Source organism: Nocardia sp. CDC159 (genome assembly GCF_023740735.1).
GTDB lineage: Bacteria > Actinomycetota > Actinomycetes > Mycobacteriales > Mycobacteriaceae > Nocardia > Nocardia pulmonis.
Genome location: NZ_JAMRXH010000010.1, coordinates 156,410 through 170,348, shown reverse-complemented (window position 1 = coordinate 170,348; position 13,939 = coordinate 156,410). Strand labels below are relative to the sequence as shown.

Below are 13,939 nucleotides of genomic sequence, written 5' to 3'. Positions count from 1 at the left end.
TCCCGCCCCGGGCCTACCTCCAGCCTCGGAAGTGGCACCCATCACGTCCATCCATTGAGGCTATCCAACCACCATGGCCAGTGCATCCTGCCCGAACCGAAGCCGACAACCACCGAGAACAACTCGGTCGGCGCGTTTCACCGGACATCGGCGCCCCGTCGAACGTACCCTCGAACCATGCGGTCGATCTGGAAAGGCTCCATCGCGTTCGGACTGGTGAATGTCCCGGTGAAGGTCTATACCGCCACCGAGGACCACGACATCAGGTTCCACCAGGTGCACGCCAAGGATGGGGGGCGGATCAAGTACGACCGGGTGTGCACGGTGTGCGGGCAGTCGGTGCAGTATGCCGATATCGATAAGGCGTACGAGTCGCCCGAGGGGGACCGGGTGATTCTGACCGACGAGGATTTCGCGAAGCTGCCGGTGGCCGAGAAGCACGAGATTCCGGTGCTGCAATTCGTCCCGGCCGAGCAGATCGATCCGATCCTGTTCGAGCGCAGCTATTACCTGGAGCCGGATTCGAATACGCCCAAGGCCTATGTGCTGCTGGCCAAGACGCTCGACCAGACCGATCGGGTGGCACTGGTCAACTTCACACTGCGGCAGAAGACGCGCCTGGCCGCGCTGCGAGTACGCGACGGAGTGCTGGTACTGCAGACCCTGCTGTGGCCCGACGAGGTGCGGGCGGCGGATTTCGAATCGCTGGACGGGGTGGCCGAGCCGCGCAAGCAGGAGCTGTCGATGGCCGAGACCCTGGTCGACAGCATGTCCGACGACTTCGATCCGGGCCTGTACACCGACGAGTACCAGATCGAGCTGAAGAAGATGCTCGACGAGGCCATCGAATCGGGTTCGAGCAAGGTCACCCGCCCGGCCGAGCCCGCGCCCGCGGAGATGGATGCCGAGGTCGTCGACCTGGTGGCCGCCCTGCAGCGCAGCCTCGAGGCCACCGGCCGCCGCGGCACGGCCAAATCCGAGCCCGCGGCCAAGACCACCGCCAAGAAACAGCCCGCCAAGAAGGCCGCGAAGAAGACCACCAAGAAGGCGGCGGGCAAGGCGTCCAAGACCGCGTCCAAGACATCGGCCCGCAAAGGCGCCTGACCCCGTCTCCCGAGGTCGGGGGCCTCAGCTGGCAAACTGTCGGCCATGGATGTCGACATAGCCATCGTTCCCATGGGCCTCGGTCACCTGCGCGAGGTCCTCGACCTCGGTGACGAGGTCTTCGACACCGACACCAAACCCTATACGTCCTGGTCGCTGACCTCGATCGCCGAACATCTGGACAATCCCGACGGTTCCTGCTGGGTGGCCCTCGATTCCGACCGAGTGGTCGGCTTCGTGCTCGGATCCATGGAGTTCGAGCTGCGCGAGGACTGGGCCTATCTGGAATGGATCGGCGTCGCCCCGCATATGCAGGGCCGCGGCATCGCGGGCCGACTGGTCGACATGTGCTGCGCGGCGCTGTTCGCGCGTGGGGCCCGCCGCATCGTCACCGACGTCGAAGCCGGGAACACGGCATCGGCGGCGCTGATGACGCGGCACGGCTTCACCGATGGCACGACGGTGACCCTGTTCGTCCGCCCCAATCCGGATCAGCCCGAGGCCGCCGCCGATGCGCCGGGCCTGTCCCCCGCCACCAAGCGCACCTTCGCCCGCACCGGCCGCCTGCGCCGCTGAACCGGTCGGCCTGCGGTCAGGATTCGGCGGCCCGCTTGCGGCCCTCGTTGAAGAATTCGAGCAGGGCCGCGACCGTCGGCACCTCCGCGCGGGTGCGCATGGCCCCGAACGGGGCGTTCCAGAACTCGCCCTGGCGGCGGGTCCACGGGCCGACATAGGCGTAGGGCTGGGGGTTGTCCCAATCCCCCGGGGAGACACCGAAATTGGTCTGATCGACCGCGACCGACAGATCGAAATGCTCCGGCCACAGCACCGGCGGCTGATCGGCGAAGCGGCGCAACGCGGTGTCGCCGACGGCGAACCAGTCGTGGATCAGCTCGGTCGCCTCGCCGTCGAGGGTGAATGCCTCCTTCGGGTCCATATCGGTGCCGTCGCTGTACAGCCCCGGCGGCGGCCCCTCGGCCTCGAATCCGGCCAGCTCGCCGAGGTGTTCGTAGCTGCCGCGCAGCGGGGTGCGGCCCTCCGGCCACACCAGCTCGGTGCCCACCACCGACACCGGCCATTTCACGCCGACGAAACCACCCAGCACGATTCGCATCCGGACGGTGCCGAAGCGCCGGTACTGCGGACCGGCTATCAGCAGTTCGGACACCGCGTGCAGGGCGAAGCGGGTGTCCTCGTAGATGATGTCGTCCACCCGACCATCATTGCCGCAACCGGCACGGCGAGCGTGCCGATTCCATCGGGATTGCCGCGCGTTTCCGATCCCGCACCTACAGCCTCGACGCCATCCGTGGTGAAGTCTGAGCTACTCGCGGAACTTCGCCTCGAGCCGGCGCAGCGCTTCCCGCAGCTGGGCGGGATCGTTGGTCTTGAAGATGCCGTCGAAGCCCGCCTCGGCGCGAATGGCGGCCTCCACCTCGGGGTCGTGATAGATCTGCACCAGCTTCGCCAGCCTCGGGTCGTCCTGATCGGCGGCCCGAGCGGCGAAGATATTGATGTACTGCGCCAACTCCGGCCGCTGCGGATCGTCGGTGAAGATGACCTGCTCGTGGGTCAGACCCGCCTGCCGCGCGAAGGTGTCGTCGACGAACGCGGCGTCCACGCTGTCCAGCGACTGCGCGGTCAGCGTCGGATCGATCGTGGTCAGCCTTACCTTCGACGCCGCCGCATCGACATCCTCGAGCTTGGAATCCCAACTCCCGCCGCCCTTCAGGGCGACGAGTCCGGCCGCCTGCAGGCCCAGCAGCGGCCGCACCTGATTCGCGGGATTGTTGCTCAACGTGATCCGCCCGCCTTGTGGAATCTCGGCCACCGATCTGTGCTTCTTGGAGTACAAGGTCAGCGGGTAGATCTCGGTCGCGCCGATCGGCACCAGGGTGTCGTGATTGCGGACGTTGTAGTTCGCCAGATACCGGATGTGCTGGAACTTGTTGAGGTCGATACGCCCTTGCGCCAGTGCGGGATTGGGCTGGTTGTAATCGGTGAAGTCGACGAACTCCACCGTGATGCCCGCCGCCGCGGCCTTGCGCTGGTAGACCTGCCAGTGCGGCTGTGCGAGATCGTTCACACCAATGCGCACCACATCGCCGCGGTGCTCCGCACCACAGGAGGCGACGGCCGCGGCCACCGCGAGCAGGACGGGGATCACCAGAAACCGGCGCAGCCTTCGCATTTCGTGCAAATTAGACGTTCGGGACCTCCGGTTGCGAGGGTTTCGCTCATCGCAATCGGAAACCTTGTTCGCCGCCGGGCCCAGCCGCTTGGATGGCCGGGTTCTCATCACGACGATCTTTGGAGCACGAGTGAAATTCCGTCGGGCACTGGCGATCCCGGTCCTGGTAGCAACCGCGGCCCTCACCCTCGCGGCCTGCGGTGGAAATGGCGAGGCCCCGTCGGGCAATGTCGTGCGCATCGGCACCACCGACCGCGATCACACCTGGGAGGTCTTCGAGCGGAAGGCCAAGGCCAAGGGCATCACCCTGAAGACCACCAACTTCTCCGACTACAAACAGCCCAATCTGGCGCTGGCGCAGCAGCAGATCGACGTGAATCTGTTCCAGCACCTGCAGTTCCTGGGCCAGTACAACGTCGCCAACAACGACACCCTGACCCCGATCGGCGCGACCTACATCGTGCCACTGGGCCTGTACTCCAAGAAGCACAAGTCGGTGGCCGAGATCCCGCAGGGCGGCGAGATCGCCATCCCGAACGATCCGACCAATCAGGCCCGCGCCCTGAACGTGCTGCGGTCGGCCGGTCTGGTGAAGCTCACCGGCACCCCGCGCCAGCCCACCCCCGCCGATATCGACAGGGGCGCCTCGAAGGTGAAGGTCACCCCGGTCGACGCCGCCCAGACCGCGCTGTCGCTGAACTCCGTGGACGGCTCGGTCATCAACAACACCTTCCTGGAGCGCTCCGGCGTGGACCCGAAATCGGCGATCTACAAGGATGATCCGAAGGATCCGGCGGCCGAGCCCTATATCAACGCGCTGGTGACCCGGGCCGAGGACAAGAGCAATCCGTTGTATCTGCAGCTGGTCGACCTCTGGCACGACCCGGAGGTGCAGCAGGCGCAGGCCGAGACCACCAAGGGCACCGCGGTCGAGGTCGAGCGCAGCGGTCCGGAGCTGGAGCAGATCCTGCAGCGCGTCCAGCAGCAGCTGCGCGAGCAGAAGTGAGCGAATCGACCACGGCGGCCACCGATCTCGCCGCCGTCGAATTCCGTTCGGTCACCAAGACCTTCACCGCGGGCAAGACGAGCACGGTCGCGCTCGAGGAGATCGATCTGAGCATCGAGCGCGGCGAGATCTTCGGCATCATCGGCTATTCCGGCGCGGGCAAGTCCACGCTGGTGCGGCTCATCAACGGCCTGGAGAAGCCCAGCGCGGGCACGATCCTGATCGGCGGCGAGCCGATCACCGGTGTGTCCGAGGCGCGGGTGCGCGGGCTGCGCCGCGATATCGGCATGGTGTTCCAGCAGTTCAACCTGTTCCGCTCGCGCACGGTCGCGGGCAATGTGGAGTATCCGCTGAAGGTGGCCCGCTGGCCGCGCGCGAAGCGCAAGGCACGGGTCGCCGAGCTGCTCGAGTTCGTCGGCCTGTCGGACAAGGCGCGCAACTATCCCGACCAGCTCTCCGGCGGGCAGAAACAGCGCGTGGGCATCGCGCGAGCGCTGGCCACCTCGCCGTCGCTGCTGCTGGCCGACGAGGCGACCTCGGCGCTGGATCCGGAGACCACCCAGGAGGTGCTGCGGCTGCTGCGCAAGGTCAACCGCGAGCTCGGCGTCACCATCGTGGTGATCACCCATGAGATGGACGTCATTCGCGCGGTCGCCGACCGGGTGGCGGTGCTCGCCGAGGGCCGGGTGGTCGAATTGGCCTCCACCTTCGCGGTTTTCGCGACCCCGCAGGCGGCGCCGACGCGCTCGTTCGTGGATACCGTGCTGCACAACCGGCCCGGCGCCGAGGAGCTGCGCCGCCTCGGCGAGCGGCATCCGGGACGGCTGGTGACGGTCGATCTCGGCGAGGACCGCGGCATCGGGGCGGCGCTGGCGACCGCCACGCACGCCGGGGTGCGGTTCGAGGTGGTCTACGGCGGGGTGAGCGCATTGCAGGACAAGACGTTCGGCAGCCTCACCCTCGCCCTCGACGGTCCCGAGGACGCGGTGGACAAGGTGATCGACGAACTCACGACGGGGGCCTGATGCACACCGATTGGGATCAACTGCGACCGGTCCTCGGCGAGGCCGTCGGCACCACCATCTACCTCGTCCTGCTCACCTTCGTCGTGGGCGGGCTGGTCGGCCTGGCGCTGGGCACCGCGCTCTATGTCACGCGCAAGGGCGGCCTGCTGGCCAACGCGCCGATCCACCTGCTGCTCAACGTGCTGGTGAACGTCGTGCGCCCGATTCCGTTCATCATTCTGCTCGCGGCGCTGGGGCCGGTGACGCTGCGGGTGGTGGGCACCACCATCGGCACCGACGCGGCGGCGTTCGTCATGATCGTCGCGGCCTCGTTCGCCATCGCCCGCATCGTGGAGCAGAACCTGGTCACCGTCGATCCGGGCGTGATCGAGGCGGCGCGGTCGATGGGCGCGGGACCGCTGCGCATCATCGCGACGCTGCTCATCCCGGAGGCGCTGGGCCCGTTGATACTCGGCTACACCTTCGTGGTGATCGGCATCGTCGACATGTCGGCCATGGCGGGCACGGTAGGCGGCGGCGGGCTGGGCGATTTCGCGATCGTCTACGGGTATCAGCGTTTCGACTGGCAGGTCACGCTCGTCGCGACGGTCGTCATCATCGTCGGCGTGCAGGGCGTGCAGTTCGCGGGCAACTGGCTGGCGCGGCGGGTGCTGCGGCGCTGATCACACGCCCTTGGGCGCGGGGCCTTTCATGAATCCGAATAGATATCCGGCCACCCGCCGCATCTGGATCTCCTCCGCGCCCTCGGTGACCCGGTAGCGGCGGTGGTGGCGGTAGATGTGCTCGAAGGGTTTGTGCCGCGAGTAGCCGAGGCCGCCGTGCACCTGCATGGCACGGTCGGCGGCCTCGCAGCACAGCCGATTGGCCCAGTAGTTGCACATCGAGACCTGTTCGGAGGCGGCGAAGGTGCCGTGGCGGTCCATGGTCCAGGCTGTCTGGCGGATGAGCGCGCGCAGCATCGCGCACTGGGTGTGCAGTTCCACGAGGGGGAACTGGATGGCCTGATTCTCCGCCAGCGGCCTGCCGAAGGGCGTGCGCGCCTTGGCATATGCCACCGACTGGTCGATACAGTACTGCGCCGCGCCGAGACTGGACGCGGCCTGGCGGATGCGATTCTCGTTGAAGAAGTGCTGCACCACGGCCAGGCCGCGTCCCTCCGGACCGAACATCGCGGCACCGGGTACGCGCGCCCCGCGCAAGGCAACGCGGCCGTGGTCGGTGGGCATGTTGAAGGTCCAGAGATATTCCTCGATCGTGAAACCCGGTGTGTCCGTGGGCACCAGGAAGGCGGTGATGCCCGCGGCATCGCCGGGCTCGCCGGAGGTGCGGGCGAAGATCAGGTCGGCGTCGGCGCTGTGAATACCGCTGTTCCAGGTCTTCTCGCCGGTGATCACCCAGTCGTCGCCGTCGCGGATCGCGGTCGTCTCCATATGGGTGGCGTCGGAGCCGTGTTCGGGTTCGGTGATGCCGAAGGCGAAGAATCGGGTGCCGGAGGCCAAGCCGTCGACCCATGCGGATTTCTGCTCCGCCGAACCGTATTCGAGCATGAGCCGCAGGCCCACGTTGTTGGCGACCACGGCGTGCTCGTTCTGCAGATCGGCGTGCAGGCCCAGGCCGCGGTGGGCGAGGTGTTCGCGGATGACGGCCATGTCGAGGTTGGTACCGTCGCGGCCGCCGTGGGCCGCCGGGAACGCGTAGCGATAGTGCCCGGCGGCGTCGGCGCGGCGGCGGGTCTCGGCCAGCAGGGCCTCCCAGTCCCGGCTCGGCAGTCCGCCGCGGTCCCAGTCGGTGCGGGCGTTTTCACGGCGGTGGTCGAAGAAGCGGATATTGTCCTCGGCCTGTTCGAGCGGAACGATTTCGCGGTCGATGAACTCGTCGAGCTCGGCCAGATAGGCGACCAACTCCTTGGGCAGTTCGAAATCCACGGCGGCTCCTAACCTTCCGGCCGGATCTGCATGAGCAGATCCCACTCGATCTCCGAGATCCGTCGGCCGCTGGCCGCCATCACGATATCGCGCACGCTGCCGTCCAGATGGGCGGCCGCCTGCCCCGCCAGGCCGACGCCCCAACCGAGCGTGCACAGCACCTTCCACCAGCGAAAGCGATCGGCATCGAAGATCCCGCCCACCTGTTCGTAGCCGTGCCGGAACGGTTCTCGACCGGCGAAGCCACCGAATTCGGCCCGGTCGGCGCCGAATCGCCACATCCGCAGCGCCGCCCAGGCGGCGTCGCGCATGGGATCGCCGAACCGGCACGCGCCCTCCCAGTCCAGCACCGCTTGCAGCCCGTCGCCGTCGACGATGAGATTGCCATTGCGCATATCGGTGTGCAGCAGCACCTTTCGCGGCGGCGGCTCCGGGACGCGGTCGCGCAACCAGCGCAGCGCCAGCGCGAAGACCGGCCGGTCGGCGAGCAGCTCCGCCACCCCGCGCTCGACCTCGGCCAATTCCGCACCGACCGGATCGGTTTCGGCATCTCCCGGCAGCGCCGCCGGTGCGGAATGCGGATCGATGGCGTGCAGGCGGCCCATCGCCTTGCCGAGCTGGGCGGCCACCTGCTCGCCGATCCCGGCGGCGTGTACCAGCCGCAAGACCTTGCGCGGCACCGTTTCCCCGTCCATTCGCTCGGATACCAGGAAGGGAGCGCCGACGAACCGCGGATCGGTGCAGGTGGCCACGACCGGTGGCACCGGAACGCCGTGTTTGCGGGCCAGCTCGCGCACCTCGGCCTCGGCCTCGACGGGCAGCCGCTGTATCGCGGGCGGCACGATGGTCGCCACGAACCGCCGACTGCGTCCGCCGCGTTGCGCGTCGAACGCCACCGATCGCCGTCGCGCCCCCGCCGAGAGCTGTCGTAGATTCGAAACCGATACCGCCGCACCGATTTCCGCGCTCAAGAACGATGCGAGCCCCGCGGCCGTCCCCACGGTCATCGCCCCTCCCACTGGTCGTACCCCGGCTTGGCAATGGCCAGATCATCCCGCACCACCTCGACCAGCGCACGCCAGAGCGCCGCCTCCGTACCCGCGGGCACGACCCCATCGGCCACCTCGGGCCCGACGGCGGAGAGAAGTTCGTCTTCGCGACGCTGCGCGGCCGGGCCCAGTTCCAGTTCCCGGCGCACGATCCGGGTGAGATTGGCCGCCACCCGAGCCCGGTGCCGCAGCTCCTCGGGTAGCGCGGGCAGGAGGGTGTTGTCGAGCAGTTCGGCGACCGAGTCCAGAATCTCGGTCGCCGTCGGGCGATACTGCATGGCCGGACCTCCGTGGCATCCGGAATCAGCATCCCACGAACCGATTCGGCCACCACCGGATTCACCGGGATTGCGAACTCACTGTTGCAACTTCGTGTTGGGACGCCTACTTCTCGAGGTCGGCGTAGTACTGCTTCAGGGCCGGGTAGTAGTCGTCGAAGTCGGGGTGGGGTCGGTCCTCGCGGGCGGCGGCGAGGGCGTCGAGGTAGTACTCCCAGCCCGGTCCCACCTCGGCAATGGCGGCCTGCGGGTCCAGGTGGTGGATCAGGCGCAGTTCGGTGACGCCCGCGGTCTCGGTGAGCGACGCCTCCAGGCGCCAGGTTCCGAACTCGTCGCGTGTGGTCAGGGCGAGGTGATGCGGGGGCTCGCAGGCGTCGATGTGCGCGTCGCACCAGGGGGCGCCGTCCTCGAAGGCCAGCTGCATCTTGATCGTGCGCCCGGCGCCGCCCTCGCCCTCCCAGGGGCCGAACCAGCGTGCGGTACGGGCGGATTCGGTGATGCTCGCCCATACGTCGTCGATCGGGGCGCGAAAGGTCCGGGTGAGTTCGAGGTCGCGACCGTCGGGGGTGCTCAGCAGGCGGCCGGTGGGTGTGGTGGTCATGCGGTGTCCTCCCTGGGGGTGTCGGAGGAGCGGGTCGCGCGATGGTCGCGGCGCGTCCGGTAGACCTCCGTTTCGAGCGCGTCGAGGTGGCGTTCCCAGGCGTCGGCCCGCTCGAATTGCGCCAGCCACGTGGCGATTTCGCGCAGGGGCTCGGGGTCGAGCCGGTAGTAGCGGTGCCGCCCGACGAGTTCGTCGCGCACCAGGCCGCTGTCCCGCAGCACCCGCAGATGTCTGCTGATCGCCGGGCGGCTGATGGCGAATCGGCTCGCGATCGCGCCGACGGTCAACCGGCCGGTCCGCAGCATGGTGAGAATTTCCCGCCGAATGGGATCGGCTATCGCCGCGGCCACCTCGTCCACCCGGGAAGCGTAACACGTCGGTTACGCTTCCCGGTGGTGAACGAGCGCTCTCATGCCGTCCGCTCGGCCACCTCCCGCCCCCGCCGCGCCTGGATCGACCAGGCGGGGCGGCGCTCACCCGCGCCGAGTCGCTTACCCCAGCTCGAGCCCGCCGCAACGACTTCCGCCCTGGACAGCGGGCGGATGCCGGTGACGATCAGGCCCCAGGCCGCATAGGGCGCGACGAGGGCCTCCAGGGCCCCGGCGTCGGTGACCGGCGGCAGCTCGGCGCTGTGGTCCTGGTCGGTGACCGACAGCAGGATCGACAGCGCCGCACCGGGTTTCATGATCCGCACCAGGCCGCTCAGCACGGTGTCCTCGGCGGTGAGGAGGCCGCGAAGCAGGGAGCCCCACGGGAAGTTGATCGTCACCTCGTCGGCGACGCCGTCCAATTCGCTCGGCAATCGTTCGGCCGCGGCGACCACGAACAGCGTGTTGGCCAGGCCGTCCCGCGGGCGCAGCGACCGACGGGAGGCGTCGATCATGCCCGCGGCACTGGCGTCGATGCCGATGACCAGGCGGCCGGGATCCGACGCCGCGGCGGCCAGCACCGCGCGGCCGTCGCCGGTTCCCAGGTCGATCCGCACCCGCGAGTATCGGGCGATCAGTTCCTCGGCTTAACCGACGTCCACGTCACGTATCTTCTTGCCGTACAGAATTCGCATGACCGGTACGTTAACGACGCCCGCGGCGGACGGCATCCGATTTTTCCTCGGAACGCCTCAGTCGGCATTGGCGGTGCAGACCGACAGCACCGGTTCGGCCGCGCGCGGCGAGGCGCTGCCCAGATCCGGGAACGGCGGCGCGCTCAGGCCGAGCGATTCGACCGCCGCCCGCTCCGCCTCGACCTTGGTCGGCGCCGAGGCCCAGCCGAAACGATGGTCCGCCCCCTGGGCGACGGCCCCGCACGCATTGACGAAGCGCAGGACCACATGACAGTCGTACACCCCGCACTTCACATTGGCCCCCGCATCGGCGTGAATCCGATCGGTGTAGTCGACCGCATAGGCAACCGTCCCGGTACTCGACGACAGCGCCATCGCCCCATACAGATCCCCCGGCGCGGCACCGGCCGGCCCGACCCCCACCGACACGAGCGCGCCGACCGCCGGAACGGTCAGGCACCAGGCGGCCTTGTGCAGCAATGACATTGGAGAGTCCTCCCCGTCGGAGAATGCGAACGGGTGAATCCTCCCCCGCCTGCGCCCGGTATGTCCAAAGAAACGCTCGGCAACGCCGGGCCCGGGTGCGTGCACGCACGAATGCCTCGCGCGGAACCCGACAACCGAGGGACGTCATCGCCTCGCTGTGGAAACACGGTTGCGACACCCGCAACTCCTGCCGGGACGTCGACGGCCGGGCCATGGTGGTTCCGGTGGCGGGCCAGGTTCGCCTGGCCGTGCACATCCTGGCGGACACCGGAATCGCGGCCGGTCTCGTGGACGACGTCGTCTGTTTCGACCTGCCCACGGACCGGCCGTCCGGCGAAACTAGACCGTGAACCCCAACGCGCGCAGCTGTTCCCGGCCGTCCTCGGTGATCTTGTCCGGGCCCCACGGGGGCATCCAGACCCAGTTGATCTTGAGGTCCTCGACGAGGCCGCTGCGGACCAGGGCGTTGCGGGACTGGTCCTCGATGACGTCGGTCAGGGGGCAGGCCGCCGACGTCAGGGTCATGTCGATGACCGCGGTGTCCTCCTCGACGCGCAGGCCGTAGACCAGGCCGAGGTCGACGACGTTGATGCCGAGCTCGGGATCGACGACGTCGCGCATCGCCTCTTCGATGTCCTCGAGCAGACGCATCTCCTCGGCGGAAAGCTGCTGCTCCTCGGTCGCGGGTGTCTCACTCATGACGTTCCCCATTCCCCATGGCGGGCTTGGTCTCCTGTGCGGAGGATATCCGGACCACGGCGTCCTTGAACGCCATCCACCCCAGCAGGGCGCACTTCACGCGCGCCGGATACTTCGATACCCCGGCCAGCGCGATACCGTCGCCGAGCACCTCCTCGTCGCCCTCGACGGTGCCGCGGCTGGAGATCATCTCGTTGTAGGAGTCGACGACCTTCAGCGCCTGCTGCACCGGCAGGCCGATCACCTGGTCGGTGAGGATCGAGGTGGCGGCCTGGCTGATCGAACAGCCCTGACCGTCGTAGGAGACGTCGGCGACGTCGCCGTTGTCGTCGATCGCGACGCGCAGGGTCACCTCGTCACCGCAGGTCGGGTTGACGTGGTGCACCTCGGCACCGAACGGCTCCCGCAGCCCGCGGTGATGCGGGTGCTTGTAGTGGTCCAGGATGACTTCCTGGTACATCTGCTCCATGCGCATGATCTATGCAACCCCGAAGAAGCTCTGGGCCTTCCGCACCGCGGCGACCAGGGCATCCACCTCGTCGAGGGTGTTGTAGACCGAGAACGAGGCGCGGGCCGTGGCCGGAATGCCCAGCCGCCGCATGAGCGGCCACGCGCAGTGGTGACCCACGCGGATGGCGACGCCCTCGTCGTCGAGGATCTGGCCCACATCGTGGGCGTGGATGCCGTCGACCACGAACGACACCGCGCCGCCGCGGTTCACATTCTCCGTCGGCCCGACGATCCGCACGCCGTCGAGCGCGCCGAGACCCTCGAGCGCCGCACCGGTGAGCTCGTGCTCGTGCGCCGCGACGGCTTCCATACCGAGCTCGTCGAGATAGCGCACGGCCGCGGCCAGCCCGATGACCTGCGAGCTCATCGGCACCCCGGCCTCGAACCGCTGCGGCGGCGCGGCGAAGGTGGTGCGCTCCATGGTCACGGTCTCGATCATCGAGCCGCCGGTAATGAACGGCGGGGTCTCCTCCAACAGCGCGTAGCGGCCGTAGAGCACGCCCACCCCGGACGGGCCGAGCATCTTGTGGCCGGAGAAGGCGGCGAAATCGACGCCCAGCGCCCGGAAGTCCACCGGCATGTGTGGCACCGACTGGCAGGCGTCGAGCACCGTCAGCGCGCCGACTTCCTTTGCGCGCCGGACCAGTTCGGGCACGTCGGTGAACGCGCCGGTCACATTGGAGACGTGTGTGAACGCCACCACCTTGGTCGCCGGGGACAGCTCGAGCGAATCGAGGTCGATGCGGCCGTCGTCGGTGATGCCGTACCACTTCAGCGTGGCCCCGGTACGCAGCGCGAGCTCCTGCCACGGCACCAGGTTGGCGTGATGCTCCAGCTCGGTGATCACGATCTCGTCGCCCGGACCCACGTGGTACGGGAAACGCTTGTCGGCGAAGGAGTAGGTCACCAGGTTCAGCGACTCGGTCGCGTTCTTGGTGAACACGATCTCACCGGTGTCCACGCCCACGAACCGCGCGACATCCGCGCGGGCGGCCTCGTAGGCGTCGGTCGCCTCCTCCGACAGCTGGTGCGCGCCGCGGTGCACGGCGGCATTGCGGGTGGTGAGGAACTCCCGCTCGGCGTCGAGAACCTGCAGCGGACGCTGCGAGGTGGCCCCGGAGTCCAAGTACACCAGGGGTTTGCCGTCGCGCACGGTGCGGTTCAGAATCGGGAAGTCCGCCCGAATCCTCGCGACATCGAGTGTGCGCACGGTTGCGGTCATATCAGGCTCCAGCGGTAGCGGTCTGGGTGAAGCGCACGTAGCCGTTGGCATCCAGCTCCTCGGCGAGCTCCGGACCGCCCTCGGCCACGATGCGCCCGCCCACGAACACATGCACGAACTGCGGCTGGATGTAACGCAGGATGCGGGTGTAGTGGGTGATGAGCAGGACGCCGCCGTTCTGCCGCTCCTTGTAGCGGTTCACGCCCTCGGAGACGATGCGCAGCGCGTCCACGTCCAGGCCGGAGTCGGTCTCGTCCAGGATGGCGATCTTCGGCTTCAGCAGGCCCAGCTGCAGAATCTCGTGGCGCTTCTTCTCACCGCCGGAGAAGCCCTCGTTGACGCTGCGCTCGGCGAAGGCCGAGTCGATCTCCAGCTCGGCCATCGACTCCTTGACCTCCTTGACCCAGTGCCGCAGCTTCGGGGCTTCGCCACGCACGGCCGTGGCCGCGGTGCGCAGGAAGTTCGACATGGAGACGCCGGGCACCTCGACCGGGTACTGCATGGCCAGGAACAGGCCCGCGCGGGCGCGCTCGTCGACGGACATGGCCAGCACGTCCTCACCGTCCAGGGTGATCGAGCCCTGGGTCACCGTGTACTTCGGATGACCGGCGATGGCATAGGACAGCGTCGACTTGCCCGAGCCATTGGGGCCCATGATGGCGTGCGTCTCACCGGATTTCACGGTGAGGTTTACACCCTTCAGGATCTTGATGGGCTCACCGGTCTCGTCCGGATTGGCGACCTCGACGTGCAGGTCCTTGATTTCCAGGGTGGTCATCG

General features: G+C 68.1%; 18 protein-coding genes. 5 read left to right on the top strand and 13 right to left on the bottom strand.

Features of this window, described 5'->3' with window-relative positions:
* Positions 1 to 177 precede the first annotated feature (177 nt).
* The gene (locus NDR87_RS22735; protein WP_251914975.1) at positions 178 to 1,104 is read left to right on the top strand and encodes a Ku protein; all 927 of its coding nucleotides are present in this window, start codon (positions 178 to 180) and stop codon (positions 1,102 to 1,104) included.
* Between the two features lie 45 nt (positions 1,105 to 1,149).
* A complete protein-coding gene (locus tag NDR87_RS22730) occupies positions 1,150 to 1,680 on the top strand; it encodes a GNAT family N-acetyltransferase (RefSeq protein ID WP_251914976.1) in 531 nt (176 codons plus the stop codon).
* A 16-nt stretch (positions 1,681 to 1,696) separates the two neighbouring features.
* Here the strand turns inward: NDR87_RS22730 and NDR87_RS22725 are convergent, their stop codons facing one another.
* Together NDR87_RS22725 and NDR87_RS22720 are read right to left on the bottom strand one after the other, a co-directional pair.
* Positions 1,697 to 2,317, bottom strand: a complete 621-nt coding sequence (locus NDR87_RS22725) for a hypothetical protein (RefSeq protein ID WP_251914977.1) — start codon at positions 2,315 to 2,317, stop codon at positions 1,697 to 1,699.
* Positions 2,318 to 2,428: 111 nt separating this feature from the next.
* Positions 2,429 to 3,295: a MetQ/NlpA family ABC transporter substrate-binding protein gene (locus tag NDR87_RS22720; protein ID WP_251914978.1), complete on the bottom strand. Its 867-nt coding sequence runs from the start codon at positions 3,293 to 3,295 to the stop codon at positions 2,429 to 2,431.
* Positions 3,296 to 3,425: 130 nt separating this feature from the next.
* On the opposite strand from NDR87_RS22720, the gene NDR87_RS22715 reads away from it, so the two are divergent.
* Genes NDR87_RS22715 through NDR87_RS22705 form a run of 3 tightly spaced genes read left to right on the top strand, consistent with a single transcriptional unit; the run spans position 3,426 to position 5,988 of the window.
* Positions 3,426 to 4,301, top strand: a complete 876-nt coding sequence (locus NDR87_RS22715) for a MetQ/NlpA family ABC transporter substrate-binding protein (RefSeq protein WP_372494254.1) — start codon at positions 3,426 to 3,428, stop codon at positions 4,299 to 4,301.
* Entirely contained in the window at positions 4,298 to 5,326 is a 1,029-nt protein-coding gene (locus NDR87_RS22710; protein ID WP_251914979.1) for a methionine ABC transporter ATP-binding protein, read from the top strand. The genes NDR87_RS22715 and NDR87_RS22710 overlap by 4 nt, the downstream gene beginning before the upstream one ends.
* Positions 5,326 to 5,988 (top strand): methionine ABC transporter permease, encoded by a 663-nt coding sequence (locus tag NDR87_RS22705; protein WP_251914980.1) that lies wholly within the window; start codon positions 5,326 to 5,328, stop codon positions 5,986 to 5,988. The genes NDR87_RS22710 and NDR87_RS22705 overlap by 1 nt, the downstream gene beginning before the upstream one ends.
* Here the strand turns inward: NDR87_RS22705 and NDR87_RS22700 are convergent, their stop codons facing one another.
* From NDR87_RS22700 to sufC, 11 genes are all read right to left on the bottom strand, one after another.
* Positions 5,989 to 7,251 (bottom strand): acyl-CoA dehydrogenase family protein, encoded by a 1,263-nt coding sequence (locus NDR87_RS22700; protein ID WP_251914981.1) that lies wholly within the window; start codon positions 7,249 to 7,251, stop codon positions 5,989 to 5,991.
* Between the two features lie 8 nt (positions 7,252 to 7,259).
* Positions 7,260 to 8,258: a phosphotransferase family protein gene (locus NDR87_RS22695; RefSeq protein ID WP_251914982.1), complete on the bottom strand. Its 999-nt coding sequence runs from the start codon at positions 8,256 to 8,258 to the stop codon at positions 7,260 to 7,262.
* On the bottom strand, positions 8,255 to 8,578 hold the full coding sequence (locus NDR87_RS22690) for a DUF6285 domain-containing protein (protein ID WP_251914983.1): 324 nt from the start codon (positions 8,576 to 8,578) through the stop codon (positions 8,255 to 8,257). The genes NDR87_RS22695 and NDR87_RS22690 overlap by 4 nt, the downstream gene beginning before the upstream one ends.
* 106 nt (positions 8,579 to 8,684) lie before the next feature.
* Complete coding sequence (locus tag NDR87_RS22685) at positions 8,685 to 9,179, bottom strand: SRPBCC family protein (RefSeq protein ID WP_251914984.1); 495 nt, start codon at positions 9,177 to 9,179, stop codon at positions 8,685 to 8,687.
* The gene (locus tag NDR87_RS22680; RefSeq protein WP_308212133.1) at positions 9,176 to 9,538 is read right to left on the bottom strand and encodes a metalloregulator ArsR/SmtB family transcription factor; all 363 of its coding nucleotides are present in this window, start codon (positions 9,536 to 9,538) and stop codon (positions 9,176 to 9,178) included. The genes NDR87_RS22685 and NDR87_RS22680 overlap by 4 nt, the downstream gene beginning before the upstream one ends.
* Before the next feature lie 50 nt (positions 9,539 to 9,588).
* Positions 9,589 to 10,164 (bottom strand): class I SAM-dependent methyltransferase, encoded by a 576-nt coding sequence (locus NDR87_RS22675; RefSeq protein ID WP_251914985.1) that lies wholly within the window; start codon positions 10,162 to 10,164, stop codon positions 9,589 to 9,591.
* Positions 10,165 to 10,299: 135 nt separating this feature from the next.
* Complete coding sequence (locus NDR87_RS22670) at positions 10,300 to 10,728, bottom strand: DUF4189 domain-containing protein (protein ID WP_251914986.1); 429 nt, start codon at positions 10,726 to 10,728, stop codon at positions 10,300 to 10,302.
* 339 nt (positions 10,729 to 11,067) lie between these two features.
* On the bottom strand, positions 11,068 to 11,427 hold the full coding sequence (locus NDR87_RS22665) for a metal-sulfur cluster assembly factor (RefSeq protein WP_251914987.1): 360 nt from the start codon (positions 11,425 to 11,427) through the stop codon (positions 11,068 to 11,070).
* Positions 11,420 to 11,902 (bottom strand): Fe-S cluster assembly sulfur transfer protein SufU, encoded by a 483-nt coding sequence (gene sufU, locus NDR87_RS22660; RefSeq protein ID WP_251914988.1) that lies wholly within the window; start codon positions 11,900 to 11,902, stop codon positions 11,420 to 11,422. The genes NDR87_RS22665 and sufU overlap by 8 nt, the downstream gene beginning before the upstream one ends.
* Positions 11,903 to 11,905: 3 nt before the next feature.
* Positions 11,906 to 13,159, bottom strand: coding sequence for a cysteine desulfurase (locus tag NDR87_RS22655; protein ID WP_251914989.1), 1,254 nt, complete (start codon positions 13,157 to 13,159; stop codon positions 11,906 to 11,908).
* Between the two features lies 1 nt (position 13,160).
* Positions 13,161 to 13,937, bottom strand: a complete 777-nt coding sequence (gene sufC / locus NDR87_RS22650) for a Fe-S cluster assembly ATPase SufC (RefSeq protein WP_251914990.1) — start codon at positions 13,935 to 13,937, stop codon at positions 13,161 to 13,163.
* Between the last annotated feature and the right edge of the window lie 2 nt (positions 13,938 to 13,939).

What these genes read in the sequence shown, in the direction of transcription:
- NDR87_RS22690 (WP_251914983.1), bottom strand. Translation starts at nt 8,578, where the DNA reads ATGCAGTATCGCCCGACGGCGACCGAGATTCTGGACTCGGTCGCCGAA.
- sufU (WP_251914988.1), bottom strand. Translation starts at nt 11,902, where the DNA reads ATGCGCATGGAGCAGATGTACCAGGAAGTCATCCTGGACCACTACAAG.
- NDR87_RS22720 (WP_251914978.1), bottom strand. Translation starts at nt 3,295, where the DNA reads ATGCGAAGGCTGCGCCGGTTTCTGGTGATCCCCGTCCTGCTCGCGGTG.
- NDR87_RS22670 (WP_251914986.1), bottom strand. Translation starts at nt 10,728, where the DNA reads ATGTCATTGCTGCACAAGGCCGCCTGGTGCCTGACCGTTCCGGCGGTC.
- sufC (WP_251914990.1), bottom strand. Translation starts at nt 13,937, where the DNA reads ATGACCACCCTGGAAATCAAGGACCTGCACGTCGAGGTCGCCAATCCG.
- NDR87_RS22705 (WP_251914980.1), top strand. Translation starts at nt 5,326, where the DNA reads ATGCACACCGATTGGGATCAACTGCGACCGGTCCTCGGCGAGGCCGTC.
- NDR87_RS22685 (WP_251914984.1), bottom strand. Translation starts at nt 9,179, where the DNA reads ATGACCACCACACCCACCGGCCGCCTGCTGAGCACCCCCGACGGTCGC.
- NDR87_RS22655 (WP_251914989.1), bottom strand. Translation starts at nt 13,159, where the DNA reads ATGACCGCAACCGTGCGCACACTCGATGTCGCGAGGATTCGGGCGGAC.
- NDR87_RS22695 (WP_251914982.1), bottom strand. Translation starts at nt 8,258, where the DNA reads ATGACCGTGGGGACGGCCGCGGGGCTCGCATCGTTCTTGAGCGCGGAA.
- NDR87_RS22665 (WP_251914987.1), bottom strand. Translation starts at nt 11,427, where the DNA reads ATGAGTGAGACACCCGCGACCGAGGAGCAGCAGCTTTCCGCCGAGGAG.
- NDR87_RS22730 (WP_251914976.1), top strand. Translation starts at nt 1,150, where the DNA reads ATGGATGTCGACATAGCCATCGTTCCCATGGGCCTCGGTCACCTGCGC.
- NDR87_RS22735 (WP_251914975.1), top strand. Translation starts at nt 178, where the DNA reads ATGCGGTCGATCTGGAAAGGCTCCATCGCGTTCGGACTGGTGAATGTC.